The 25,965-nt window shown below is 36.9% G+C and carries 27 protein-coding genes, 1 tRNA gene and 1 pseudogene; 11 read left to right on the forward strand and 18 right to left on the reverse strand.

Annotated elements, in window-relative coordinates:
• Positions 1–70 precede the first annotated feature (70 nt).
• Complete coding sequence (locus FJR04_RS03845) at positions 71–898, reverse strand: DNA adenine methylase (protein WP_168491978.1); 828 nt, start codon at positions 896–898, stop codon at positions 71–73.
• A 197-nt stretch (positions 899–1,095) separates the two neighbouring features.
• On the opposite strand from FJR04_RS03845, the gene FJR04_RS03850 reads away from it, so the two are divergent.
• From FJR04_RS03850 to FJR04_RS03860, 3 genes are all read left to right on the forward strand, one after another.
• Complete coding sequence (locus FJR04_RS03850) at positions 1,096–1,302, forward strand: DUF751 family protein (protein WP_168491979.1); 207 nt, start codon at positions 1,096–1,098, stop codon at positions 1,300–1,302.
• Positions 1,303–1,427: 125 nt separating this feature from the next.
• On the forward strand, positions 1,428–1,817 hold the full coding sequence (gene rbfA, locus FJR04_RS03855) for a 30S ribosome-binding factor RbfA (RefSeq protein ID WP_168491981.1): 390 nt from the start codon (positions 1,428–1,430) through the stop codon (positions 1,815–1,817).
• A gap of 424 nt (positions 1,818–2,241) precedes the next feature.
• Positions 2,242–2,484: a DUF4327 family protein gene (locus FJR04_RS03860; RefSeq protein ID WP_104387094.1), complete on the forward strand. Its 243-nt coding sequence runs from the start codon at positions 2,242–2,244 to the stop codon at positions 2,482–2,484.
• A 186-nt stretch (positions 2,485–2,670) separates the two neighbouring features.
• Here the strand turns inward: FJR04_RS03860 and ndhD1 are convergent, their stop codons facing one another.
• On the reverse strand, positions 2,671–4,245 hold the full coding sequence (ndhD1, locus tag FJR04_RS03865) for a photosynthetic/respiratory NAD(P)H-quinone oxidoreductase subunit D1 (RefSeq protein WP_168491983.1): 1,575 nt from the start codon (positions 4,243–4,245) through the stop codon (positions 2,671–2,673).
• A 306-nt stretch (positions 4,246–4,551) separates the two neighbouring features.
• Between ndhD1 and FJR04_RS03870 the strand changes: the two genes are divergently transcribed.
• Positions 4,552–5,133: a hypothetical protein gene (locus FJR04_RS03870; RefSeq protein WP_168491985.1), complete on the forward strand. Its 582-nt coding sequence runs from the start codon at positions 4,552–4,554 to the stop codon at positions 5,131–5,133.
• Between the two features lie 46 nt (positions 5,134–5,179).
• The gene (locus FJR04_RS03875; protein WP_168491674.1) at positions 5,180–5,503 is read left to right on the forward strand and encodes a hypothetical protein; all 324 of its coding nucleotides are present in this window, start codon (positions 5,180–5,182) and stop codon (positions 5,501–5,503) included.
• A gap of 84 nt (positions 5,504–5,587) precedes the next feature.
• Here FJR04_RS03875 and FJR04_RS03880 read toward each other — a convergent pair whose 3' ends face one another.
• From FJR04_RS03880 to FJR04_RS03890, 3 genes and pseudogenes are all read right to left on the reverse strand, one after another.
• The gene (locus FJR04_RS03880) at positions 5,588–6,526 is read right to left on the reverse strand and encodes a DUF4351 domain-containing protein (protein ID WP_168491987.1); all 939 of its coding nucleotides are present in this window, start codon (positions 6,524–6,526) and stop codon (positions 5,588–5,590) included.
• Positions 6,527–6,723: 197 nt separating this feature from the next.
• On the reverse strand, positions 6,724–6,948 hold the full coding sequence (locus FJR04_RS03885; RefSeq protein ID WP_168491989.1) for a type II toxin-antitoxin system MqsA family antitoxin: 225 nt from the start codon (positions 6,946–6,948) through the stop codon (positions 6,724–6,726).
• Positions 6,948–7,202 (reverse strand): annotated as a pseudogene (locus FJR04_RS03890) (DUF4258 domain-containing protein); the annotation flags it as partial. The gene FJR04_RS03885 and the pseudogene FJR04_RS03890, both read right to left, overlap by 1 nt.
• 576 nt (positions 7,203–7,778) lie before the next feature.
• Between FJR04_RS03890 and FJR04_RS03895 the strand changes: the two are divergent.
• Positions 7,779–9,773 carry a hypothetical protein gene (locus tag FJR04_RS03895; protein WP_168491993.1) on the forward strand — a complete coding sequence of 665 codons (1,995 nt, stop codon included), beginning with the start codon at positions 7,779–7,781 and terminating at the stop codon, positions 9,771–9,773.
• Between the two features lie 149 nt (positions 9,774–9,922).
• Here the strand turns inward: FJR04_RS03895 and FJR04_RS03900 are convergent, their stop codons facing one another.
• From FJR04_RS03900 to FJR04_RS03910, 3 genes are all read right to left on the reverse strand, one after another.
• Complete coding sequence (locus FJR04_RS03900; protein WP_168491995.1) at positions 9,923–12,001, reverse strand: NAD(P)H-quinone oxidoreductase subunit 5; 2,079 nt, start codon at positions 11,999–12,001, stop codon at positions 9,923–9,925.
• A gap of 386 nt (positions 12,002–12,387) precedes the next feature.
• A complete protein-coding gene (locus tag FJR04_RS03905; RefSeq protein WP_168491996.1) occupies positions 12,388–12,774 on the reverse strand; it encodes a co-chaperone YbbN in 387 nt (128 codons plus the stop codon).
• A gap of 384 nt (positions 12,775–13,158) precedes the next feature.
• Positions 13,159–13,875 carry an NnrU family protein gene (locus tag FJR04_RS03910; RefSeq protein ID WP_174763497.1) on the reverse strand — a complete coding sequence of 239 codons (717 nt, stop codon included), beginning with the start codon at positions 13,873–13,875 and terminating at the stop codon, positions 13,159–13,161.
• A gap of 227 nt (positions 13,876–14,102) precedes the next feature.
• On the opposite strand from FJR04_RS03910, the gene FJR04_RS03915 reads away from it, so the two are divergent.
• Both FJR04_RS03915 and FJR04_RS03920 read left to right on the forward strand, forming a co-directional pair.
• Entirely contained in the window at positions 14,103–15,116 is a 1,014-nt protein-coding gene (locus tag FJR04_RS03915) for a LysR family transcriptional regulator (protein WP_168491997.1), read from the forward strand.
• Positions 15,117–15,502: 386 nt separating this feature from the next.
• Positions 15,503–16,756, forward strand: a complete 1,254-nt coding sequence (locus tag FJR04_RS03920; RefSeq protein ID WP_168491999.1) for a hypothetical protein — start codon at positions 15,503–15,505, stop codon at positions 16,754–16,756.
• A 98-nt stretch (positions 16,757–16,854) separates the two neighbouring features.
• On the opposite strand, the gene FJR04_RS03925 is transcribed toward FJR04_RS03920, so the two are convergent.
• On the reverse strand, positions 16,855–17,553 hold the full coding sequence (locus FJR04_RS03925; RefSeq protein WP_168492001.1) for a YdcF family protein: 699 nt from the start codon (positions 17,551–17,553) through the stop codon (positions 16,855–16,857).
• Positions 17,554–17,872: 319 nt separating this feature from the next.
• On the opposite strand from FJR04_RS03925, the gene ctpB reads away from it, so the two are divergent.
• Together ctpB and FJR04_RS03935 are read left to right on the forward strand one after the other, a co-directional pair.
• A complete protein-coding gene (ctpB, locus tag FJR04_RS03930) occupies positions 17,873–19,207 on the forward strand; it encodes a carboxyl-terminal processing protease CtpB (RefSeq protein ID WP_168492002.1) in 1,335 nt (444 codons plus the stop codon).
• 89 nt (positions 19,208–19,296) lie between these two features.
• Positions 19,297–20,268 (forward strand): glycosyltransferase family 2 protein, encoded by a 972-nt coding sequence (locus FJR04_RS03935; RefSeq protein WP_168492004.1) that lies wholly within the window; start codon positions 19,297–19,299, stop codon positions 20,266–20,268.
• 211 nt (positions 20,269–20,479) lie between these two features.
• On the opposite strand, the gene FJR04_RS03940 is transcribed toward FJR04_RS03935, so the two are convergent.
• The 3 genes from FJR04_RS03940 to FJR04_RS03950 all read right to left on the reverse strand — a co-directional run bounded on the left by FJR04_RS03940 (position 20,480) and on the right by FJR04_RS03950 (position 22,444).
• A tRNA-Arg gene (locus FJR04_RS03940) sits at positions 20,480–20,553 on the reverse strand.
• Positions 20,554–20,586: 33 nt separating this feature from the next.
• Positions 20,587–21,684, reverse strand: a complete 1,098-nt coding sequence (locus FJR04_RS03945) for a tocopherol cyclase family protein (RefSeq protein ID WP_168492005.1) — start codon at positions 21,682–21,684, stop codon at positions 20,587–20,589.
• 10 nt (positions 21,685–21,694) lie between these two features.
• Positions 21,695–22,444 (reverse strand): M50 family metallopeptidase, encoded by a 750-nt coding sequence (locus FJR04_RS03950; RefSeq protein WP_168492007.1) that lies wholly within the window; start codon positions 22,442–22,444, stop codon positions 21,695–21,697.
• 224 nt (positions 22,445–22,668) lie between these two features.
• Between FJR04_RS03950 and FJR04_RS03955 the strand changes: the two genes are divergently transcribed.
• Positions 22,669–23,241 (forward strand): Uma2 family endonuclease, encoded by a 573-nt coding sequence (locus FJR04_RS03955; RefSeq protein WP_168492008.1) that lies wholly within the window; start codon positions 22,669–22,671, stop codon positions 23,239–23,241.
• Between the two features lie 77 nt (positions 23,242–23,318).
• Here the strand turns inward: FJR04_RS03955 and FJR04_RS03960 are convergent, their stop codons facing one another.
• From FJR04_RS03960 to FJR04_RS03980, 6 genes are all read right to left on the reverse strand, one after another.
• A complete protein-coding gene (locus tag FJR04_RS03960; protein ID WP_168492009.1) occupies positions 23,319–24,236 on the reverse strand; it encodes a site-specific DNA-methyltransferase in 918 nt (305 codons plus the stop codon).
• A gap of 77 nt (positions 24,237–24,313) precedes the next feature.
• The gene (locus FJR04_RS26060; protein ID WP_371717167.1) at positions 24,314–24,748 is read right to left on the reverse strand and encodes a hypothetical protein; all 435 of its coding nucleotides are present in this window, start codon (positions 24,746–24,748) and stop codon (positions 24,314–24,316) included.
• Positions 24,729–25,208, reverse strand: a complete 480-nt coding sequence (locus tag FJR04_RS03970; protein WP_168492011.1) for a Panacea domain-containing protein — start codon at positions 25,206–25,208, stop codon at positions 24,729–24,731. Before FJR04_RS03970 ends, FJR04_RS26060 begins: the two co-directional genes overlap by 20 nt.
• A gap of 62 nt (positions 25,209–25,270) precedes the next feature.
• A complete protein-coding gene (locus FJR04_RS26595) occupies positions 25,271–25,429 on the reverse strand; it encodes a hypothetical protein (RefSeq protein ID WP_371717168.1) in 159 nt (52 codons plus the stop codon).
• On the reverse strand, positions 25,398–25,607 hold the full coding sequence (locus FJR04_RS26600; RefSeq protein ID WP_371717169.1) for a hypothetical protein: 210 nt from the start codon (positions 25,605–25,607) through the stop codon (positions 25,398–25,400). The genes FJR04_RS26595 and FJR04_RS26600 overlap by 32 nt, the downstream gene beginning before the upstream one ends.
• Before the next feature lie 5 nt (positions 25,608–25,612).
• A complete protein-coding gene (locus FJR04_RS03980; RefSeq protein WP_168492012.1) occupies positions 25,613–25,825 on the reverse strand; it encodes a hypothetical protein in 213 nt (70 codons plus the stop codon).
• Positions 25,826–25,965: the final 140 nt, after the last annotated feature.

Here is a 25,965-nt window from a genome sequence, read left to right on the forward strand (position 1 = left end):
AAAATGTTAGATATTACAATGTTAGGTTATGGCTTCGCCACACTTCGTTCTACCCAACCTACAATAATCTTTAATAAGAAGTTACTAATACTTCAGTAATTTTTCCTCGCTTTTGAGCATTAGAATTAATTGATCTAGCGGCTAATATTGTGTGAACAGAAAAATCACTATAAAGGTCACGAATAAATGGACAATCGGAATTAGATAACATAACTTTTACGCCCCTATCAGCTAATTCTGCAAAGATATCCCTGAGTTTTATTTGCTGATTCTCATCAAAGGAAAAATGACTATAAGCTGTAAAATTACTAGTTTTACTGACAGGATAATATGGGGGATCAAAATAAACAAAGTCATTAATGCCAGTTGCATAATTTAGCACTTCATCAAAATTAGCGTGTTTTATCTCTACTCCTTTTAGTGCTTGAGATGCGACTTGCAGAACTTCTTCCTGACAAATACCAGGATTTTTATATTTTCCCACAGGTACATTAAATTTTCCCTGGGAATTAACCCGATATAGTCCATTAAAACAAGTTTTATTGAGATAAATAAATCGAGCTGCTATTTCTAAATCTTTACTACTATGATTATTTCTGACATCATAGTAATATTCTGCGTTATGTTCTTGTTTATGCTTTTGTAGCAGAGTAATCAATTCCTCAATATTATCTTTAACGCACCGATAGGTAGTAATTAAATCTGCATTAATATCACTTAAAACTGCTTTGGATGGTTGCATAGAGAAAAAAATTGCGCCACCACCTAAAAATGGTTCATAGTAGGTATGATAATGCTTGGGAAAATAGTCTTTATATTGTGAAATCAGTCTAGTTTTACCCCCAGCCCACTTTAAAAATGGCCGGGGGTAAGTTTGTTTGGGGATTTGACTTACCATCTAATTGCAGTTAAGCTGAAAAATTATCTGTTATATAACTCCAGTTGCTTCTTGCCAGAATGACTTACTGATTATTTTTTTCTGTTGTCTACTTTGTAAAGTATCATAAATCAAATAGGATGGCTATATATTACAATTAGGTTAAACAAAAAACTGTAAACAAACCTAAACTCTATAATAAGGCAGTCTAAATTCAAATGTTTGATGGATTTTGGGATAACGTCTTTCGCTACCCTCGATACTTGATTAGTATCGTCTTGGGCATTTTTCTAAACACCCTTGAGCCGCTGTTTCCACTGCTGAAACGTCCACTAACGCTAATTGCTATTATAGGCTTTTTTGCCGGCGGTCTTTTTTTCGTAACACTTACCCTCCGGGCAATGTTGGGGTTGAATACAATCTAGACTAGCACCAGAAAAGGTTTAGTCTAGTGGACTGTTGCTGTTGATTTTATCAATCTCAAGCACTGTCCGCTCTAACTTGCATTTAGAATCATGTTGTTTAACCTCTGTGAGAAGGCGGAATTTATATGGCTACAAATCGCCGCGTTTCCCGCGTTGCTGAATTAATTAAACGGGAAGTTAGCCAAATGCTACTCAACGGTATTAAAGATGACCGTGTGGGTACAGGAATGGTCAGTGTCACTGATGTAGATGTTTCTGGGGATTTACAACACGCCAAAATCTTCGTCAGCATTTATGGGACAGAAGAAGCTAAGGCGGAAACAATGGCTGGTTTAAAGTCAGCTACAGGTTACGTTCGCAGTGAACTAGGAGCTAGAGTGAGATTACGTCGCACTCCAGAAGTGCAGTTTCTGGAAGATCACTCTATCGAACGAGGTACTAAAGTGCTGAACTTGCTAAATCAACTGGAACAGGAACGAACATCGTTAAAGGTGGATGAAGATATGGCTGATTAATTTCCGGTGATTTTCTGGTTGTTTTGAGATAATTATGGGTGTTATAAATCTTGTATCTTAGGATAGATGTTGAAGTCTGTAACTCCATATATATTATTACAGGTAGCGTTACAGCAAAGATAAATCCTTTTAATGGTTTTTACACAGGTTAATATGAAAAATGTTGAAAATGGCAATATTTAGGCTGGATAATTGTAGAATTAGCTCCTCTAATATTCGGAATATGAAGCTCAAATAGCATAATTGTCATGTTTTCTTGACAAACTTAACATTTCTTTAGATAATTTAGAGATGTATAGCGTCAAAATGATAATAGTTCCGTATAGCAAACTACAAAACCCTGGAGACAGGTTTAATTATTGCCATCTTTGTTCCTAGTTAATAACGGGAACGCTATCTAAATGTAATTTTGTGAGTAAAAACCATGAGTGTGAATACGGTGCCTTCTATCAATTACAATTACTACTCTCTGGACGTTATTCAGGATGAAGCACGTCGGTTAGTGGAAAGGGGAATGGTTGGTCGTCAGCAACCAATATATACTCTTTGCCAGTTTATTCCAGCTAGAGAGTGGGTTTGTGTGGAATGTGAATTAGAAAAGTGTGATTTTTTACTACGCGATCGCATTGGTGATCTAATCGGACGCGAAGAATGGGACAACGACTAATAATTTTGTTTATTTAATAAACTGCTGTTATTTTTTTTACCATACTTGTTTGTAGATCCTAACTATAGACAGGTATATTTTTTTCTATTTTAATTCAGCAAGCCCAAAATATTAATTGAATTTTAAAGATAAAAAAGGGCAGGTATTAAACCCACCCTGATCATAATTCGTAGCTGGAGTTACGAATTAATTACCAATTATTGGTGCATTTAAAGAAACAGTTTCCAATGCTTTCCCAGCGGTTAAAGTTGGGACAGAATCACGCAATCTTGCTGTCAATTGTACAGTTGTAGCATCGTACATTTGTGTTAGCAACTTGGGATAAAAACCAATACCGATAATGGGTATCAACAAACAAGCAATGATAAAGACTTCACGGGGTTCAGCATCAATCAAAGCTTGGTGAGAAACTAACTCTTCGTTTTCTTGACCGTAGAAAATTTCGCGCAACATTGAAAGTAGATAAATTGGGGTGAGAATTACACCAACCGCCATCAAGAAAATGACAATTACTTTGAATGTTGGGTTATAAGCATCGCTTGTGGCAAAACCGACGAATACCATTAATTCTGCGACAAAACCACTCATTCCTGGCAATGCTAAAGATGCCATTGAACAAGTTGTAAACATGGCGAAAATCTTCCGCATTCTTTTACCGACACCACCCATTTCATCTAACATCAAGGTGTGTGTGCGATCGTAAGTTGCACCGACTAAAAAGAACAAACTTGCCCCAATTAATCCGTGAGAAACCATTTGTAAAACTGCCCCACTTAACCCTAAATCGGTGAAAGAGGCAATACCAATGAGAACAAAGCCCATGTGAGAAATTGAAGAGTAGGCAATTTTCCGTTTTAAGTTCCTCTGGGCAAAAGACGTTAAAGCAGCGTAGATAATATTTACTACCCCCAAAACCACTAATGCAGGGGCAACATAAGCGTGAGCATCAGGGAGCATTTGGGCATTCATGCGAATTAAGGCATAACCACCCATTTTCAACAAAATACCCGCTAGTAACATATGCACAGGCGCTGTAGCCTCACCGTGGGCATCTGGTAGCCAGGTATGGAGGGGAATGATTGGCAACTTGACAGCGTAGGCAATGAGGAAGCCAGCGTAGAGTAAAAGTTGTAAATTGAGGGCATAGTCTTTCAAGGCGAGCGATCGCATATCGAAAGTCACCGTATCGCCATAAAATCCCATTGTCAAGGAAGACAGCAAAATAAACAGCGAACCGCCAGCAGTGTATAAAATAAACTTGGTTGCTGCATATTGGCGCTTTTTACCTCCCCAAATTGACAGTAGGAAGTAAATTGGTACAAGTTCCAATTCCCACACCAGGAAGAATAACAGCATATCCTGGACAGCGAACACAGCAATCTGGCCGCCATACATGGCCAAAATCAAAAAGAAAAATAATTTTGGCTTTAGTGTCACAGGCCAAGCTGCTAGAATCGCCAAGGTGGTAATGAATCCAGTCAAGAGAATCAGAGGCATAGATAAGCCATCAGCCCCTAGAGACCAATTCAAACCCAATTGGGGAACCCAGGGATAACTCTCCACCAGTTGCAAATCGGGGTTAGAGAAATCATACCCAGTATAAAAAGCATAAACAATCAGCGCGAAATCTATCAGCCCGACAATGAGGGAATACCAGCGTACTGTTTTGCCGTCTTTATCTGGAATGATAGGAAGTAGTAGTGATGCGGCTATTGGGAACAAAATAATCGTTGTCAGCCACGGGAAATTAGCTATATTCATCACAATCAATCTGCAATTAAAATCATGTTTGGCAAAAAGTCACTAGTTATTAACTAACAGCTTTTTGGCAATTTTCCCTTCATTGTTAGGTTGATTTAATTAAATTGGCAATACCCTGTTTTTTTGTTGAGGAGTCTTTTTTGACAGTTAGGTGTGGAGAATCTGGATTGGAATACTCCCAGTCAAGTCAAAAATTTACCCTCCAAAAGCCGCTAAACTGGTATTTATGCGATGGAATACAGGCATCGCTAAAAATACACGATGAAAGTCAGACTCTTGATACCACCAGCATAAATAGAGAAATAAATGAAGAACAAAACCAAATTACTAACTTTTGCGACTATCACCCTCACAGTTTTTGCTGTCACGGTGGGAACAGTCATCGCCCAGACAAAACTCACCAGTCAAGCTAAAGTAACTATCAATGGTATTGGTTCAGTAAAAATAGGGATGAATCTTCCTGAAGCTGCTGTTGCTGCTAATACTCGTTTATCGGTTAGTTACGCTGGTAGTGATAGTTGTTACTACCTACAAACAGAGGGAGAACTCACAGGTGTGTCATTTATGGTGACAAAAGATGATGTTAAAAGTCGGATGAAATATGTTACTAGCGATGTTATTGCTAGAGTAGATGTAGACAACCCCAAAATTACTACCGTTTCTGGTGCAAAAATTGGTGATACAGAAGCGCGAATTAAATCACTTTACCCTGGACAAATTCAAGTTACACCCCATGAATATAATCAAAAGGGACATTATCTAACTTTTATACCCAGAAATAAAGCTGAACAAAAATATCGAGTTATTTTTGAAACTGATGGTCAGCGTGTGACTAGATACAGAGCAGGTAAACTACCAGAAGTGGAATATATAGAAGGATGCAGTTAGGTTTTTTATTAAAATAGATTGGTAAGGTTGAAAAGGAAATTCGATTATGTCATCTCCAGCAATTATGACTGTAGTTAAAATGATGGAATCTTTATCTGAAGATTTACAAAATAAAGTTGCAGAACATTTGAGAGAATATCTGGAAGGTTTGCAAACTAAAAAACAATTTCTAGTGATTCCAGGTACTCCAAAAGATGGTAAAAGCAAGTTTTTGGAAGAACTTGGAAAACCAATGGATAAAGAATCAAGTTTTTGGGAATCTATAGTACAATTTCGGCAAGAATTAATAGAGGAAGAAATAGCAATTAATCCTGATGAAGTTTGGGGAAATATCCGTGATTATGTTCCAGGATGCGAGGTAATTTGGTGATTTGCTTTTTATCTAAAATCCTGATGGGTTGGGTAGAATGAAATACAGAAAAATATTAATCATCTACCTCAACACTATTATTTATTACTCCTGATTTTGTTGCAACCAGTTGATTAAATCATCAACAGCAGTAAAATCTAATAAAGCTTCTCCCAGAGATTCTAACTGATCAATAGATAATTCAGTAATTGCTTGGTGAATATCTTCTGAGATTTCTCCGAAACGTTTTTTAAGTTGTTTCAGAACTAAATTTTGCTCACCTTTTTCATAACCAATGCGTTCACCGGTGGTAACATAAGTCATAGTGATCTCCTGTTCAAACGCTTTAAATTCTTGCCAAAATTCCCTTTCTAATGGTTTTGGTAATAACATTACCCAGTCTATAAAGCGGTAAAGGTTACGGATGTCTTTTTCCTGTAAACCTTTTTCATACAGTCTTCTAATGAGTTGAAATTTCCAGTTTTTCCGTTCCTGTGGTTTTTTAGTTGTTGCTTGGGTTTTGAGATGTGCCATTACCACTATAGCAAAAGGGTTATTACTCCTTTCCAACTCTTCCCAGCGATTTTGATAGTCTAATAATTTAACTATCCCAAACTCAAAGTTTAATTTGGTGTGAGGATAATTATAACTATATACCGTCGGTCGCCATTTGGGATCGGGATCACATAAAATTGCTAAACTAATGGCAGGTTTACCAAAACGGTCAAAAATGCGAAAATTATAGGTAAACATCCTTTGAGGAAAGATGTCTTCTGATGTACCTTGTACTTCCAAATGGATAAATAGCCAAATTTCGCCACCTTTTTTAGCGAACACCTTAACTAATTTATCAGCATATCTTCTTCCTTGTTCTGCATGACGGGATATTTGTTGAAATTCCTTATCGAGAAATTCATAGGGTTTATTCCAGTCAATTAATGCAGATGTTTCTGGGAAGAAAAATTCGATAGCTTGGGGAAGATATGCTTCTAATATTTCTTTCCAAGGACTATCTTGATCTGATCTTTCTGGTTTTTTAGTCATTGTTGACGTGGTAGATGATATATTTTTAATATCATATTTGTCTGAATCAGGATATCCAGTATTTTAGGATTTACAGGATGTTTATTTATGTTTATTTATTGTTAATAATTTCAGAGTGAGACTTTGTTGAGATTTCTAAGATTTAGTTTCGCGCAAATACGCAAAGGAGCAAAGGAGCAAAGAAGCAAAGAAGAAATTTAAGCTGCATATCTAATAATTTCTAATTCTGCTCCTTTAGTAATTGCTAATTCTGCTTTTTCTAAAACTTGTTCTGTAACTGCATCACTTAAATAATATTCACCACAGTTATCACAAATTTCTGCGGGAACTTTTTTTAAGACAATAATACATTCATCTCTTTCTAAGGTGACGGTGACTAAACCGGGTTTAGTTTCTCCATGTTTACAAATTACACATTTCATTATATTTTTCTCCTAGTTGTAAAACCATCTAACCAAATATTAACATCAGGAATATAAGCTGTTACTACATATCCTGTATCTGTAGCTTCATCGTAGGAAAATACAACATGAAGCGGTTTACCTTCTACAAAATCTAATATTAAATAACTGGGGTATGGTGTATCATCAGGATTTTCTTCTATTATTTGTCCATAAGCAATTACAGTTTCTACTTCTTTTTTGCTAATGCGACGATAAAACATTTGTTGGATAGCATGACGGGAGAAGTTGGTATTTTAACAATACATGAATTATTTTTTAATCTTAATTAATTATAAATTATTTTGTCTGAATCAGGATACCCAGGATTAGAGGATTTACAGGATTTTTTATGAATATTTATCTGGGAATGTTTCAGATTTTAAAGATAAGTTTTTTTCTTTATCCTGAAAATGCTTAATTGTCTGAATCAGGATATCCAGGATTAGAGGATTTACAGGATTTTTTATGAATATTTATCTGGGAATATTTCAGGTTTTAAAAATTAGTTTTTTTATACATCCTGAACATCCTTAAATCCTGGAAATCCTGATTCAGACAGTAGGGTGTGGAAGCGTTACGTAACGCACCAAAATTAATTATATCTAATCTCATGAATTAATGTGCGTTACGTCGCATTCATAATTTAATGTATATTTTATAATATTTTCGCGCTCCTAACGCACCCTACAGACTAAAAACCAAAATAACTTGCAGAACCAAAGGAATATGATATTTTGTAACAATTTTTGTTATTTCAAAATAAAGTAGTAGAATGTTGTCCGTACTCTATTTTCATCTTAACTAAAACTATGGATTGGACTTTATCAGATGCACCTGAATACGTCATCAAAAATATTGAAATTTTAAAACAAATATGGAAAGAAAGATGTGATGCTATTGAAAACAACATAAAAGGAGATTATAGTCGTCATTTATTATTTGTTCTAAACGATCTACATGAAGAAATAGATAATAATAAAAATAGGGTTTCTAAAAATGCTTATGCTAAAAAGTTTTTTAAAATGCAAATTGCTAGTTATTGTATTTTTAAAAAAGAGCAGATTGAAGAATTAGACAAAATCAAAAGACAATGGACGCAAGAAGTCAACCAAGAATTATATTTTCTTGCTGAAGCTTTATCTTCTGATGATAATCACAAATTTGAATTAGACGATATTCCAATATTAATTCAACGTATAGAAAATAAATTAACATCAGAAGATAGTTTTGGAGAAATTATTAAAATTTTATATGAAAAATTGATTGAAGAAAAATTAAATTCTAATCACATAGAATTTCTTGTAGATACAATAATTATATTATTTAATACCAAGGGGATGTCTGATTTAAGAACACAATTAGATGAGCAATTTGAAAAATTTGAAGAGATATTAACCTCCTCTGATAAAGATATTTTGTATCCAATGGTATTTGGATCACCATCAAGAGATACAAAATATATTGATGAATATAGGGAAGAAATTATAAATTATTATGAGAATTTAACTGTTAAACAAAGGGTGAGTTTTTTACAAAAAATTTATTGTCTAGAACCTAAAGCATATAAAGTTATTTTCAGCATAAAAGGTGTAGATTTTAAACAAAAAATTAAGATAGGTAATGTTGAATTTTACCGTCCTAAAATAGATGGAACATATATTAAAGACCCTCTAAGTCTAGAAAGTAATTCTAATTACTGTGTTGCAGTTAATATGAGAGGTGTGGATAGTAAATTTATGAGAATTAAAGCTCAACAAATGGCTGAAAGAACTATAGCTGTCCTTTCACATCGAGAAAGGAAAGAGCAAGCCATCATTTTATCAAAGGACTGGATTATTTGTAATACTCCAGAAGGAGAAATTCGAGGTTTTAGCTTGAAATTTCCAAGGATGGATAGGACACAAACTATTACACCTAAATCTATTGACGAACAAAATAATCTACAAAGAGTTGGTCAGTGGATATCTTCTGAAAATAGATGTCATCCAACTATAGCAAAATGGTTATCTTCTACTGACTGGTACAGACAAGCAACTGAAACTTCACAAAGTCCTCAAGAAATATTAAATTCATGGTTTGCTGTAGAAAAATTTTCTGAAGATTCTAAAATACTTTCTAAACGACTTCCTAAAATATCTGATAAACTATCAAAAAATAAGACTTTTAAAGAAACTATAGATTTATGGCTTGAGGGTGATGGTATTAGAACAGTGCAATTACTCCTTGTATTGAGTGAATTAAAATTTCATTTATTTCATCAAGTAAGACAAGCTGCACTTATTTTTGTTTCACCTTTTTCATTTGATGAATTGGAAATAGGAAAGTCTATAAATAATGAATTACGAGAATATCTATCTGCTCATAAAGATACAATAGATTTTTTAGCTAAGTTTATAGAAAAACTTCCCGAAATAAAAAGACAACTAGATACTAAAAACAAAGTATTTCCAGGATTAAATGAATTAAATAAAATCTTTTATAACAATGATGATTGTGAAAAATACTTAATTGAAAAAATTATTGAACTCAAAGATGATGTTTATAACATTTATCGTATTCGTAATATGCTTGTTCATTCTAGTAGTACCAAAAGTAAGCTCTTAGATTATTATGCAAAACGTAGCCGAGAATATTGTCACTCCTTGTTATATGCTATTGAATATAAAATTTATCAGACTTCTAACGATGATGAAATTATGCCTTTGGAATTTTATTTTCGAGAAATGGTAATTGATGCAAATATTGCCTTAGAAGCCGTAAAAAATAATCAAATGGATAAGTTTAGAAATTGGGCTTTATCGTAAATAATTTTAGCACCCTCTTTTCAACCCCAACCCAAATTTCTCTTTGTCTCTTCCTTCGCTTCCTTCGCTCCTTCGTGGTTCATTAACTTTGCTCCTTAGCGACTTTGCGCGAAACCTTATCCAGGGGCGGACAAACCGCCCCATTAAAATCAGGTAACACCAAAAACAATCACCAAGCCCAAAACAGCCCCAAAAACGATCAAGGCATAGAATTGAACCCGACCGCTTTCTAGGTATTTCAAACCTTCACCACTGACAAGAGTAAAGAACCCCGTGAGATTGACAGCACCATCAACAACACGGAAATCAACTTCCATCACTTGTCTAGCCACACGACGCAAACCGAGAACAAAGACACGATGATAAATGTCATCAAAGTACCACTTGTTCAAAGATAGATCGTATAGCGGTTGGATGTTTTTAGCGATCGCACTCGGATCAATTTTGCGAGCCAAATACATCAACACAGCCAAAGTAATCCCAATTACAGAAACCGCCACAGAACTACCCGCCATCACGTAAAACTCATGGGGGTCAAACTCCGCAGCCTTTTCCATAACTTCCGCTAAAGTTTCGCTAGGAGGAAAGATAAACTGCTCAAAATAATTGGCGTAGGGAGTCCCCACCAAACCAATCAACATTGAAGGAATAGCCAATACCACCAACGGTAAACTCATCGTCCAAGGAGACTCATGAGGCTCATGGCTGTGGGAGTCATGGGAATGACTTTCCAATTCACCTTTTTTCATCGCCCCAGGACCAAAATTAGGTACTAGTTCTGCTGTCCCTGATTTCTCAGCTAAAGCAGCCGCAGCATTTTTGAGTTGGGTTTTGATTTTCTCATCATTACCCCGGAATTTACCTTCAAATGTTGAGAAATACATTCTAAACATATAAAAAGCTGTAATCCCTGCTGTCACCCAACCAATAAACCACAGGAAGGGGTTAGCAGCAAAAGCCGCACCGAGAATTTCATCTTTTGACCAGAAACCAGCAAAGGGAGGAATCCCCGCGATCGCCAAGCAACCAATCAAAAAGGTGAAACTTGTCACGGGCATATATTTCCGCAGTCCGCCCATTAAACGCATATCCTGCGCTAATACAGGGTCATGACCAACAACTGCTTCCATGCCATGAATTACCGAACCAGAACCCAAGAAAAGCATCGCTTTAAAATAAGCGTGGGTCATCAGGTGGAATAAACCGGCGCTGTAAGCACCCACACCCATAGCCATCACCATGTAACCAAGTTGGGAAATGGTGGAATAAGCCAAACCCTTCTTGATGTCGTTTTGGGTAATGGCGATAGTTGCCCCCAAAAACGCGGTAAATGCCCCAGTATAAGCAATTACGTTCATTGCTGCTGGGATATTTTCAAAGACTGGGTACATCCGGGCGATTAGGAATACACCCGCCGCCACCATTGTTGCCGCATGGATCAGGGCGGAAATGGGGGTAGGACCTTCCATTGCGTCTGGTAGCCAGACATGGAGGGGGAATTGGGCAGATTTAGCCACAGGTCCCAGGAAGACAAGAATCGCTAAGACAATGGCGAGGAAATTGCTAATAGAACCGGTTTCTACTAGGTTGGAGAGGCGATCGCCCATAATCATGAAATCAAAGCTGCCTGTCGCCCAGAACAGCCCCAAAATCCCCAATAGTAAACCGAAGTCACCCACCCGGTTGGTGACAAATGCCTTTTGACAGGCATCTGCTGCGGCTTTGCGATCGTACCAAAAGCCCACTAGGAGGTAGGAACACATCCCTACCAGTTCCCAGAAAATGTAAACTTGTACTAGGTTGGGGCTGACCACTAGACCCAACATGGAAGAGCCAAATAAGCTGAGATAGGCGTAAAACCGCACGTAACCTGGGTCATGCGCCATGTAGCCATCGGTGTAAATCATCACCAAAACGGCTACTGTTGTTACAATCACCAGCATTAGGGCTGTCAGGTGGTCAATAGTGTAGCCCATCGTCAGGTGAAAATTGCCTGCTGCTGCCCATTCTATCGTCCAAAGATAAGGCGCATGGCCTTGAAATTGACTCCACAGCAAAGCTAACGACAGCCCCATAGCTGCTCCCATTAGGGAGATAATTACCACAGCATTCAACTGTCGCAGGCGGTTTGTCACCTGATTGATCGAGATTAGCCCTAGACCGACTAGCATTGCTCCCAAGAGAGGTAATACTGGAATCAGCCAGGCATACTGATAGATTACTTCCATCACTAACGCCTACTTTTAGAATTCTGTACTAAGAAATGAGAAGGTTAAAAAATGAAAATTCAATTGGGTGAGGTTTTGGATCTGGGAATTAGAGACTAGGAATTATTTACTAACCTCCACTGCTTCTGATCGCCCAGTACCTTCTAGTTAACTTGAATTTTCGCACTTCAACCTCCAGTTAACTGAAATCATTCAGAACTGTTAATAATTGTGACACACACCCTTGAGGATAAAATACCCCACCCGATACCCTTTGGGTGGGGTATTAAGCATGGTTTTAGATTTGGTCAGTTGTCAGTTGTCAGTTGTCCGTTGTCAGTGGCAAAATTCTTTCGCATCCCTGCCCCTCTGCTCCCCTGCTCCCCTGCTCCCCTGCTCCCCTGCTCTTACCTCCTAACTCCTGACTCTTGATTCCTGACTTCTGCTATATCAATTTTTTCGTAACTCGTATAATTGAGTTTAATTGCTTCTAAGGCTAGACGTAAATCTTCTTTACTACGAAACCCTTCTAAACGTTGTTTGACTATACCTTTTTCAATTAATAGTAAAGTCGGTAGTGATTTGAGTCTATAAGTAGTGGACAACTTGAAATTTTGATCAGCGTTGACTCCCACTAACTTGATTTCATTACCACATTGGGTCTGAAATTTTAGTAAAAGCGGGTGAATAATTCGGCATAGTCCGCACCAGGGCGCTTCAAAATTAACTAAAACGGGAACTGGAGATTCTAAAACTTCTTGAATAAATGTTTGTTCACTAACCGACAACACCATGACGCCTCTTGAGTTATAAGGTTTTTATATCAAAATTAGCTGTCAGCAGGAGTAATTGACAAATTACCAATTACTGAGTACCAAAATTAAAGTCAGTATGTTTTCCTGCTGACAAAAAAGCCAGCGCGACATTCACGGTGGCTGTTTTCAATGTTCAGATCCTGATTGATTTTTGTTTCCCGTTTTCACCAAGGTAGAAGGCTACTTTTTGTTTACGGGTGTAGATTTCGCCAGAGTTTAATGAACAAATTTTTTTCCTAATCCCGGTGAAAAACAGTCTAATGATAGATGTTTAAGTTTATCGTACATTGTTTTGGTAGCAAGTGATCAGCACAAAATTTTGTTAAATTTATATTTTTTGTAGATCATGGGGATCACACTAAACTACCATATTATCCTACTTGTTGCCACTAATAACAAGGGGTGAGACCACCATAACAAACCAGTGAAAATGATAACGCCTACATAAGCAGGACATAGAAATTCTTGCCAATTGAGAGATTGACGGCCATCAATAATTGCTTGAAAGGGGATAATAGAAGTCCGCTGTTTGACGACTGCAAAGGCTTCTCCATAGCGTTGACTTAAACGGCGATCGCCATGCCATACTCCAAATAAGTGATGTAGTATCAAACCCATGGAAGTGACAAGGGTAAAGCTAGTACCTAACCACAGGGTATGAGCTATACACCAAATAACCTGTCCTACCATTTGGGGATGACGGGTAATACGGATAATCCCTGTTTCATAAAGATGAACTTGGGGCTTTTGAATAGCCGCAATTTCTAGTAGATTGAAGGTAGCAGGATATAAAAACAAAAAAGATATTGCTGATAGTACCCACACTAATGTTCCCACACCCGGTATACCTTGTACTTGCCAAAGTTGCCAGCCATCATACCGATGATTAAAAAAGTAAACGATTAATAACACAGCCAAGGGGAGGCTGATTAATGCAAAGACAATGCGATAAAGCCTCGGTCCAATATATTTTTCTGCCCAAGGACGCACAGCCGCACCTCCACTATGGGCGATCACAAAAGCTAATTGCAACCCCAGCATGACAAAATGACTGGAGGTAAACCAAGGATTGGGCATCATAAATAAAACTCAATTCAAATTTCTGTGAGGAAGAAGCTACTATTGGTAAACATCTTGACTTTTAACAGATTATACATAGGAGAATTTTTGTCAAGATGTTATGATAATGTCTTTTTTGGATTTAGTCTTCAAATGTTAACAATGCCATAAATCATGCCTAGCCAGAAAGCTATTCACCGTGATTTATTTTTAAATTTGCTCCTGTTCCCGTTTCTAGGTTAAGCCTTATGTCTGACCTTCCTTTTACTTTAGATCAGTTACGGATTCTCAAAGCGATCGCCCAAGAAGGGAGTTTCAAGCGTGCTGCTGATAGTCTTTACGTCTCCCAACCTGCTGTCAGTTTGCAAGTTCAAAACCTGGAACGGCAACTGGATGTCCCCCTATTCGATAGAGGTGGCCGTCGCGCTCAATTGACTGAAGCGGGACATCTACTCCTCAACTATGGGGAAAAAATCCTCAGTTTATGTCAGGAAACCTGCCGCGCTATTGAGGATTTACAAAATCTCCAAGGTGGGACTTTGATTGTCGGTGCTTCCCAAACTACTGGCACTTATCTGTTGCCAAAAATGATTGGCTTATTCCGACAAAAATATCCAGATGTAGCGGTACAACTGCACGTCCACTCTACTAGACGCACGGCTTGGAGTGTGTCCAATGGACAGGTTGATTTGGCGATAATTGGTGGGGAAATTCCCGCTGAATTAGGGGAATCTTTAAAAACTGTTCCTTATGCTGAAGATGAATTAGCACTGATTTTACCGACTTCCCATCCCTTTGCTAAATTAGAAACAATCCAAAAAGAAGACCTATATAAACTACAATTCATTGCGCTAGACTCCCAATCAACTATCCGCAAAGTTATTGATCAGGTTTTAGCTCGTTGTGATATTGACACGAGGCGGTTTAAGTTTGAAATGGAACTAAATTCCATCGAAGCTATTAAAAACGCTGTCCAATCGGGACTAGGTGCTGCTTTTGTCTCTACTTCGGCGATCGCTAAAGAATTACAAATGGGTGTTCTCCACCGTACTCCTATTGAAGGTGTTGTCGTGAAGCGCACACTTTGGTTAATATTGAACCCTAACCGCTATAGATCCAAAGCGGCAGAAGCCTTTAGTCAAGAAATATTACCCCAGTTTGCTAACCCCGGCTGGACTCAGGATATGTTGAAGTTGTCACAAATGAATCTTGTAGTCAATACATTGGATATAGCAACATCTAACTCTTCTGACCTCAGTTAAACATCTTGTTTAACAATTGACAATGGATAATTACCCATCCCTAAAGACTATAGCGCAGGGCGGAATTAACAATTAAAAATTAAAAAGCAGATTAAAAAAAGCTTTATACAAATTTTTAATGGTTGGGTTACTTACGTCGTTATGTACTAAAGGCTTGAAAGTAAGGGAAAAAAGAGGTTTCAAGCCAAATTAACCAATTGACAATTATCCATTGTTAATACTCCCTAGTTCTAAAAAGACAGGATTCTCGAAGAGTTAGCCATGCAATAGACTGAGGAACTTATGTCTGTGATAGGCAGTCGTTTCAATAGAAACTCCGTAAACTCTGTGTACTGTATTTCTTGATATAGCAGTACAAATGTCAATTCACATACATAAGGATTTCTATGTCGCTTAAAACTTTGTTAGTTTTCTTGAGTAAAGGTACTTTTACCCTTACCAGTGTGTCTATTTTAGCTGCTGTGTCTTTTCCCTCTGAGGTTTTTTCTGTCACTTCTCAATTAGAGAATCTACAAGAAGCTAACTCATCATCACCTCAGTTACAGGAAAAGCAAGAATTAAATTTATTACTTGCGAAAAAAAATAAGGATAAAGATAAAGATAAGGATAGAAATAGGAATCGTGATGACGATGATGACGATGACGACGATGACGACAAAAAGAGAAGAAATAACCAGCGTTATAACGATGACGATGATGATAAGAAGAGAAGAAATAACCAGCGTCACAGAGAATATCGTAGAGAAAAAAATCGTTCAACCAAATATTTTCGGAAGAACAATTGGAGTACATATCTGAAATGTGGAAAGTTAAATAACTCGCGTCAAAGGGCTTTAGTTATCCAAATGGATATTCTCGAAAAACCCGTGACTAGATATGCAAATGCAGTTTACACTGTATATGCCCAAAGACAAAATAGGTGGGTACAAGTTTATAGCAATACAGGCGCAAGACTAATTGAAAAGCAAGCAGGAAAATTCATTTTACAACCGGAAATAATTGAATTTAACCAACTGCAATCACGTAATATTGATTTATCAAATACAGAATTGAAAGTTGTAGCTCAAATTCGTTATGACTTAGCCAACCAAAGGGATCAAACAGTAGTATTTGAAAATATCTGGAATGCTAGAGATATTACTGAAATTCGTAGTATTAGTGAGTTAACTAATATTAGCTATACAAACACGACATTTACAGAAACTGTTAACAGTTCCACTTTCAACACGACCAACACTTCAACAACAGGAACAACAGTTGCCACATCCACAAATAATAAATCAATTACTTTGATGAATGATTTCCGTATTAACTATTTAGGGGTAAATTACAGAGGTAATACTTCTACTTGGTCTTATTATATGGAAGAATTACCACGTTCTAGGGATTTAAGTAATTGGGTATTAGGTTTACCAAGTTGCGTTAAAGTTATCGGTGCAACTCCAAAAGCCGAGTTTGTGAGATTAGATCCCAATGCAAAAATTGGCGGGATTAAATGGCAACCAGGCAAGAGCTTTAAAAAAGGAGTATTTTCTGTAACACTAGATAGAAGATATTCTGAGGGAATAATTGATGTAGCGGCTAAAGGTCCTGATGTTGCTAGAGGTGTCATTACAGGTCCTAGTTGTAGTACATTATAACTATGACATTAAACTAAGTTTTAGAGCGATCGCCTCCACCACTGAAAGAAGCATAATCACAGTTTCTCAGATTGATAAAGAGATATTTGTGCGATCGCTTATTTATTTAATCCCCCTTGATGTTCACAGCGAAACCCCTTTTGTTCCCAAAAAGACATATCAACATCTACTAATTTAATAATATGTGAACATTGGGGATATATAAATTGACTTAATATCGCCCAAATCAAACTACGAATAACATCTAAAATAGTTTTGTACCAATATTCCTGATTAGCAGGAACGCCTTTTTCTTTGACAACTGCCGATTCTACCCAAATCCCATGAGAACCCAAGATAATCCGCGCCATTAAATTAGCTCGAAAAAAATGAGTACCAGAAGTAATTAATTTTACTTTATGTATTCCCCAATTCCGTAAAATAGGTGTTCCATAGTAAAAATTATCAAAAGTAGAATTAGCGCAATTTTCTAAACTGACCTGTTGAAAACCTGCGGCTTCACGCTGAAAAATCAACCAAATACAAGGATCTTGAGAGCCACTAGAAATTAAAATAGGGATGTGGGGAGATTGTTTAGCTAGTTGAGCGACATGAATTTCTCGACGAATACTACCACCCAACACAAAAAACGCGTCTACTGGCTTTAAAGAAGCAGAAACTAAGGTTATAGTAGTAAAAACCAGCCAACTAATTAGGAGTAGTCTTAAACCCCACAATAATTTCTGTAACAAGCGCCACAATTTATGAAATTTGCTCAGACGAGTAATTAATAAGTTCAGGGTTAATTTATGTTTCATAAATAACTAATAAAACTTTAATTATCTATTGATAGAAATCACAGCTACAAAAAAAAGAAAGTGGTATCTTAGAAAGGATAATTAAGCATTTACGAATGTTACTAATGCTTTTTTCATACATTTGGTTGTGTTGTTATATAGAAAAGTGATCAACTCAAACCATATTTGTTAACATCCAAAGAGAATATACTACTCATCATTCACAAAAGGCTAAAACATGGATCAAGTGTAGAGATGATTAGAATAGAAAAACTACAAGAGATCAGGATTTCCTGATGGATAAACTGTCAAAAACACAACTATTTCATCTGATATATATATGAACCAATCTGCGAAACGTTACTCACCCCTCCAAGCAGCTTTGATTGGTGGAGCGATCGCCACAACTGCGACTCTATCTGTATTCAGTCAAGGTTGGACACGCTACGTTCATGCGGCTTTGCAAGATAGTCCCAAAGTATTAGTTGACGAAGTTTGGCAGGTTGTAAATCGTGAATATGTTGATGGAAAATTTAATCAACAAGATTGGCAAGCAATCAGACAGAGTTTATTAAGTAAAGATTATACCTCTCAAGATGAAGCCTATATAGCAATCCGCGAAGCTTTGCAGAAGCTAGATGATCCCTACACCCGATTTATGAACCCCAAGCAATATGAAGCTTTGACTGATCAAACTTCTGGGGAAGTCTCTGGGATTGGTATTCGCATGGAATTGAACGAAAAAACCAAGCGTCTTACCATTATAGAAGCTATAGAAAATTCTCCAGCACTCAAAGCCGGACTCAAGCCAGGCGATGAAATTTTGGCAATTAATGGTAAATCTGCCTTAAAAATGACACTGGAAGAAGCCTCAAGATTAATTCGTGGCAAAGAAGGTACTTCTATAAACTTGGATCTGGAACGACCAGGTAACAAATTTAGTATAAAATTAACAAGGGCAACAATAGAAGTTCCTACAGTTAGGTATACCCTGAAAGAAGAAGCTGGTCGAAAAGTTGGGTATATTAGATTACAAGAGTTTAGCTCTCACGCTGCTGATCAAATGCGTGTAGCCATTCGCAAATTAAACGCTCAAAAAGTGGATTCCTATGTATTAGACTTACGAGGTAATCCTGGTGGTTTGTTGGATGCGAGTATAGAAATTGCTAGAATGTGGCTAAACGACGGTAATATCGTGAAAACCGTAGACCGTAAAGGATTCAACGACGATAAAAAAGCTAATCGTACAGCTATAACTAATCTCCCTTTAGCAGTTTTAGTTGATGGTAATTCTGCTAGTGCTAGTGAAATTCTGACCGGCGCACTCAAAGACAATAAACGGGCTGTGGTTGTTGGTAGTCAAACCTTTGGTAAAGCTTTAGTACAGTCAGTTCATAAATTAGCAGATGGTTCGGGTTTAGCTGTTACCATTGCTCATTACTACACACCTAATGGTACAGATATCAACAAAAAAGGGATTGTACCCGATATTAAATTAGACTTGACACAAAATCAAGAGCGCCAATTGGCTTCTAATCCAAATTTGATTGGTACAAATAGTGATCCCCAATATCTTCGCGCTATTGCTGCTCTTTCTCATGGCAAATTAGCACAACCAGTCACAAATCCAGATTCTCAGTCTATTAGTGTCCGCGCTGAAGACTTGAAATTTTAGCTTAACCGACAGAGTTTTAATTCCATCCTTTGGGGTGGGATTAAATTCAATTTTCAGTTATTACTTATTTTCTTACCACTTCATCTGAGATGCTCAATTCCCAGCCAGTTGATATAACCACCGATTACCCATTTACACCAAAGGTAACGGTGGTTATTCCCATATATAATGGTGAAGCAGATTTGCCAGAATTACTGAATTGTCTATTTTCGCAAACTTATCCCCAAGATCAAGTAGAGTATTTATTAATAGATAATAATAGCAGCGATCGCACCCTGACCATTCTGCAAACAACCGCGGAAAAGTCCCCAATTGCTATTCACCCTTTAAGTGAAAATAACATTCAAAGTTCTTACGCAGCCCGCAACACAGGTATTAAAGCTGCTGGAGGTGAAATCATTGCTTTTACTGATGCTGATTGTCGTCCCCAACCCCAATGGTTAAAGACATTAATTCAACCGTTTATAAGTTCTGAAGTAGTCATTGTTGCTGGTGAAATTGTGGCTTTACCAGGGACAAGTTTATTAGAAAAATTTGCAGATAAACAAGAAACATTATCTCAAAAACATACCCTTACTCATAAATTTTGTCCCTATGGACAAACCGCAAATTTGGCAATTCGTCGTCACATTTTCCACACTTCAGGTTTATTTCGTCCCTATCTTTCCACAGGAGGAGATGCAGATATTTGCTGGCGAATTCTTAAAGCTAACCTTGGTAAATTAGAATTTGCTCCCAACGCTATTGTTCAACACCGTCACCGCATCTCCATGAAAGAATTAGCCAGTCAATGGCGACGTTATGGACGTTCTAACCGTTATTTACATGAATTACATGGTGTTGAGTTAATGAAGGAAATGAACACAAAAGAATATGGTTATTGTCTACTGCGTTGGTTCTTGAAAGAAGTACCAAGAGAAACTATTAAAAATATTATTGGTAAAGCTAAATTGATAGATTTATTAAATACTCCCATTGGTTTATTCACTGCAAAAGCGCGTTCGGAAGGACAAAGAGAGGCGCAGTTACCAGAAAATGCCAAAATCATTGAATGGTTGTAGTCAAATTAATTGACAATTGACAATTGATAATTGACAACGTTTAATAACTAACTCCTTCTTCTTGTCTCTTATACGGGCGTATCTCTGACGATAATTGCAAGCATCAGCATTCGGTGTCAGGGCGAAGCATTCGGAAAATAAACTTGGTAAAAAACCGATAATTAATCACCCGAATGCTTCGCCCCTACTATGACTAAATTATGGGTATAAACGGGATCGGTGCGGATCGAACGCACGGCCTAGCGCTTAGGAGGCGCTCGCTCTATCCAACTGAGCTACAACCCCAAAGATGAACCAAATATTATCATAGCAGTATTTTTAGTGAGACTGCCAGTAATTATCCCAATTATCACCACCGATTTCTAAACCGCAAAGATTACTACTTGCATTGAGGATAACTTGAGATTTACCACCATTAATTTCTCGTAATTCTAAATTTAGTTCCCCTTGCATTGTATCTCGACAACAAAAAGTTAAACCATCGGTTGTTGGTGCGCGGAGTGGTGTTCCTGGTAAATGAGTAGTTCCTGTCAGTTCAACTTCATAATTTAGGTTTTTGGCTTGCATTTGCCATCTACCCCAAGGCTGAATTTGCCATTTTACTTCTGAGTTCCACGGAACAAATTCATAAAATTTGCCTTGGTGGTGGATACCAATCATCGCGACGGATTCCATCCACCATAATACACCACGTCTGCCACCGCCGGCTGTTAAAGCTAAGTCGGGTTGATTAATAAAAGAATTGCAATTTAGCCAAAACCATTTTTGCGGAAATGCACCACCCCAATTTTTTTCTGAGTATGCTGGGGCGTTTGTAAACTCATAAATTTTACCATGCCAATCTATCCAACCACTGGCTAAACCGTGAGCCATTAAAATTTGCCAACCGGGTTCAAATATCTGCGAAAATGATAGCCAACCTGCGGTTGATTGCTGGAGGCTATTTTGATTTCCCCATGCGTATACGGGTTGAATTTCGTACTCCCAACGGCAATAATTACCAGTAGCAGGATCAGTAATTATACCTTGATTTAAGGTGGCTGTAGCTTGATAACCTTCTTGAATATGGTGGGAAAATTCATTGGGGAGGAGATACAGGGGAGATACTTGTAAGTTAGTTTTTCCCCAATGTCCTAATGCTAAGTTATCCCTACTTGCCCAAAATTTGTGGACATCAGGAAAGGTGCGACAGAGGTATTCATCATTTATGCCCAGGATTTGGGCTGCACCACCGCTGTAGGGTTGATTACCGCTTGGATCTTCGATGGAGTACATGAAGGCGATAGTTTGACCAATTTCGGGCAGTGTGACGCGGTAATACCAACCTTCAAAGAAGCGACGACTGCTACCGTCCCAATGATAGCCGCTGTGGGGGGTTTGGGTTAAATTAAGGAGGTTTTTGGGAATATTTAACATAGGTGATATTTTATTGCTGCTTTGTGGAATAGGCAACGCGGAGACTTTGGACTAAGATAATGAGGGAGGCGATCGCCATTAAGAATCCCCAAAACCAATAAGGTAAAAACAAATATCGCTGCATTTGTCCTGTATCTGATAGTCCTAGCGGTCCTGCGGTATAACTAAATAAATAATCAAGTTGATGATAGGTACTTACACAAGCTTGCACACCTAAAAATTTAATCGCAAACCCTTGTACCCAAAGAGGTGTTTTGAACGCAATTGCTAATATCATTAAACCTAACAGGGGAATGGCCACAAAACCAAACAAAGAACGCACCCAAATTAATGTAGATAGTAGTAAAAATCCACCTAAAATCTTCAAACTCCAAGAAGCTGTCTTCAAACTGCGAGAAGCAAGAATTAAGCTTGCACCAGCAAGAGGTGGACCCATTGGACCAGCAGCCGCAACTAAACCGATACCCAAGTAGCCCCATGTTCTACTTAAAGAATAATGAGCTACACCAGAACCGTTACCGAAAATCTCTAATCTTTGGAAATTTCCCCCTAACATCAAGGCCATCAAACCATGACCCATTTCATGAAACCAGGTTGCTAGTATAGAAAAGGGGTATAAAATATAATTACCTATGGGTATTTGCCACATAATTGCAGTAACGACACCTGCTATTACTAGCCAGGTTAACCCCATTTCTTCTACTTCTACTGGAGTTTCTTGAGTAAATAGAGATTTGAAATTTTTACTTGGTTCTCTCATTAGTGGCTATCCTTGCAGTAATTACACCAATTAGTTGAGTATTCTTGAATCCATCCTAATTTACTTCTAGAGCAAGTAGTCAAATTCCTATAAAAATTAATCTTCGTCAGTAAATATTTTATAAAATAACGTAGTTATGACGTTTTTCTATATCTGCTGACCAAGTTTGGTTCTTCCTAAATTCAAGTTACAATAATTTGATAATTATTAAAAAGGGAAAAAATATGCAGTCCCCTCTCTACCTTTTCAATATTGAAGAATATCTAGAATTAGAACAAACTAGCGATATTCGTCATGAATATTTTGGCGGTGAAGTCTTTGCTATGGCTGGAGGTAGCAAGGAACACAATATAATTAGTCTAAATGTTGCTAGTAGCCTACGTTCTCAGTTGCGGGGTAGTTTCTGTAATGTCTTCATGTCTGATATGAAAGTGAGGATAAATTTAGCCAGTGATCATCAAACTATATTTTACTATCCTGATGTTATCGTTAGTTGTGATACTGAAGATCAAGACCGTTATTTTTTGAATTATCCTTGTTTAATTATAGAAGTTTTATCACCAAGTACAGAAACTATAGATAGACGAGAAAAACTGGTTAATTACCGAAGTTTAACAAGTTTACGGGAATATGTTTTAATTTCTCAGGATGAAGTCAAGGTAGACATTTATCGTCAGGATAAACAAGGTAATTGGACAATCCAAATTTTGATAAATAGGAATGATAAATTAGTTTTAGATTCGGTTGGATTGATTCTAGAAATGGCAGATATATATGAAAATGTCATCAATCTATAAAAGTAACAGTAACTCAAAAATTAGATTATATATGATTATAAAATCAATAAATGCAATATTGATCAAATATTTTAGTTTTATCGAATAGACTCCCTCCGTTCTGAATTTTTGCGATCAAAGATGATCCATTCTGCTTTTGTCATGGGACGGACATTTTCTAATCTTTTAATTGCCCAAGAATTATAATCAATATTGAGATCACATCCCATCCAGCGACGATTAAGTTGTTCTGCAACCACAAGAGTTGTTCCTGATCCTGAAAATGGATCAATAATTAAATCTCCTTCCTGAGACGATGCAAGCACAAATTTTCTTAATAATTCTTCTGGTTTTTGAGTTGGATGAGGTGTTGTTTCACCCATTCCATTACAAGTAGTAGGAATCTCTATAACGTCTTTAGGCTTTGCACCTTTTGGGTGAGGTGTCCAGTTATTATATTTTTTAGTTTTACCTTTTCCATAAGCACTTGTTTCTGCTTGGGGATGGGTAGGATATTTTAATGTATGTGCGCTATAAGGAATTCGCACATCGTCAATATTAATTTTAGCTTGATCTGATTTACGAAAATGAATGATACTTTCATGGGATCTTCCCCAATCATTACCTAAGTTAGCTTTGTTTTTATAATGCCAAATTAACCAACGACAATTTTTAAAATATTTTGATGCCGGATATTTTAAATCAGCTAATATTTCGGAAAAACCACAAATGTAAAGAGATCCGGTGATCTTGAGAATACGTGAAGCTTGACTAATCCATTCAATTGACCACTCAATATATTTTTCTTGGTTCTCAAAATTATCCCATTCAGCTTTTTTAATATTATAAGGTGGGTCAGCAAAAACTAGATCAACGCTTTCTGAATCAAGAGAAGCTAACCAATCTAACGAATTACCTTGATAAATCTTTCCGCAAGGATGGGTATATTGTAATTGAAATCCTTTTGTTAAAGGTGATAATTTTTGTTGACTGATTTGTTGATCTATAACTCCCATCACTTTTATTTATTACTATTATAATATTGGTATCAATAAGAATTTTCCCAGATATGAAGTAGTCATTGTTAATTTATTTAAGAATAAAGTTTGTGATTTGGATCTAACCAAACAATATAAAACACATTTTCAATAAAAAAACCATGAACTCTACCATATTCGTTAGATGAAAGTTGAAACTGATATGGTATATCTACTAACTGTTCTTCATTCAGAAGACCAAAACTAGTTTCAGTAGTATCTTTCCAGTTTATAGGATGACAACGCAAATTTTTGGCATTTTTTACCGTCATTTCGTTAACTGTCATACTTGATAAATCCCGCAATCTCTGAAGCAAAGTTTGTAAATATTTAGCATCTTTATCCTTAATCGAAAATTTATCATTATCATATTGAAAATAAGTGTAAGAGAAACTAATTCCTTTCGCAGTTTCAATTTTTGTAGGGTTTATTCCTAGTGATGAACTTTGATTAATATTCAGTTTTTTAATTTTATTCTTTTTCTGCGGCACGTTGCTTGTAATACTCCCTCATTGACTCTTTACTAATAATTGCATTACAGGGGGAATCCATAGGAAGATTACCTCTAGCATTAATCCAAGGATCTTCTCGATGAATCATTTGCTCTAACTCAAAAGTATCACAACCAAAATAAATTTCTGTTACTTGTTCTAAAAACTCATTAATTTCATTAGAAAAATTTGGTTTTTCAACTTCTTTTAAAATTGGCATCCATGCGAATTGTTTATATTGTTCATATAATTTAGGAATGACTGAACCATGAATCCATGCTTCAAAATCATCATCAAATAAAGGTTGATCATAAATAGCTAAATACCAAGCTTGAGCATAATAAACAAGTTTTTGCAGTTTCAAGTTACTGATATATGAGCCTGTTTCTCTAGCTTGCCAAATAAAGTAATTGGCAATTGTTTCTGCTGTTAATTGTGAAGTTCCGACTGTTGAAATCATGGTACTAATTTAAACATTTAGGGATAGAGGTTATTTTCCTAAGACTTAGGTTTAATCTCAAATTAAAGTTGGGAACGATAGAAAGAAACATCAAATTCCATAAAAAAGTTAGTTTGTCCCAAAATTAAAGGTGCATTTGGTTTACTTACCCATGCAAAAGCCAATCTAACTGAGGGAAATTCACCTATTTCAGCATTTACGAAAAATGGCTTTGCTTTCATCCCATACTCCACCTAATTGAAGACCTATTTCATAAGGTAAAATATTGATAGTCGCACCACTATCTACTAAACCAAGTCCTTCTACTATTTGATCTCCTCGACGTAAAATTAATGGAACTCTTGGTAAACTATCAAATTCGTTTTGGCTGGGGTGGCTTGTTGAATACTTAAACCGCATAAACTTTAATCATTAGAAACTGATTGATTTAGTGCTTCCATGAGAATTTCTCCAGCCCCGAAGTTGTTATAAGGCGTTGGTAGGTGATAGGTTTTGAAAGGTTCTAATGGAGAAATATCTTCAGCAGTATCCAAATCTTCTGCAAGGATGCGAATTAATTTGAGCTTTTCTGGTGCTGAAAGTTGTCGAACCGACGGAAGTAACTCGGTTAATGTCATATTTTCCTACTGGATGTGTTTGAGGTTGTGTGGTATGTAGAGTCAGAGTTATTTTATTCTATTTTATCTAATAGCGATCGCACTTCCCAAAATCTCACCACAAGCGATCGCACTCCCCAAATTCATCCTACAAGCGATCG

Origin of the sequence: Anabaena sp. UHCC 0204 (genome assembly GCF_009711975.1) — a bacterium.
Taxonomy (GTDB): Bacteria; Cyanobacteriota; Cyanobacteriia; order Cyanobacteriales; family Nostocaceae; genus Dolichospermum.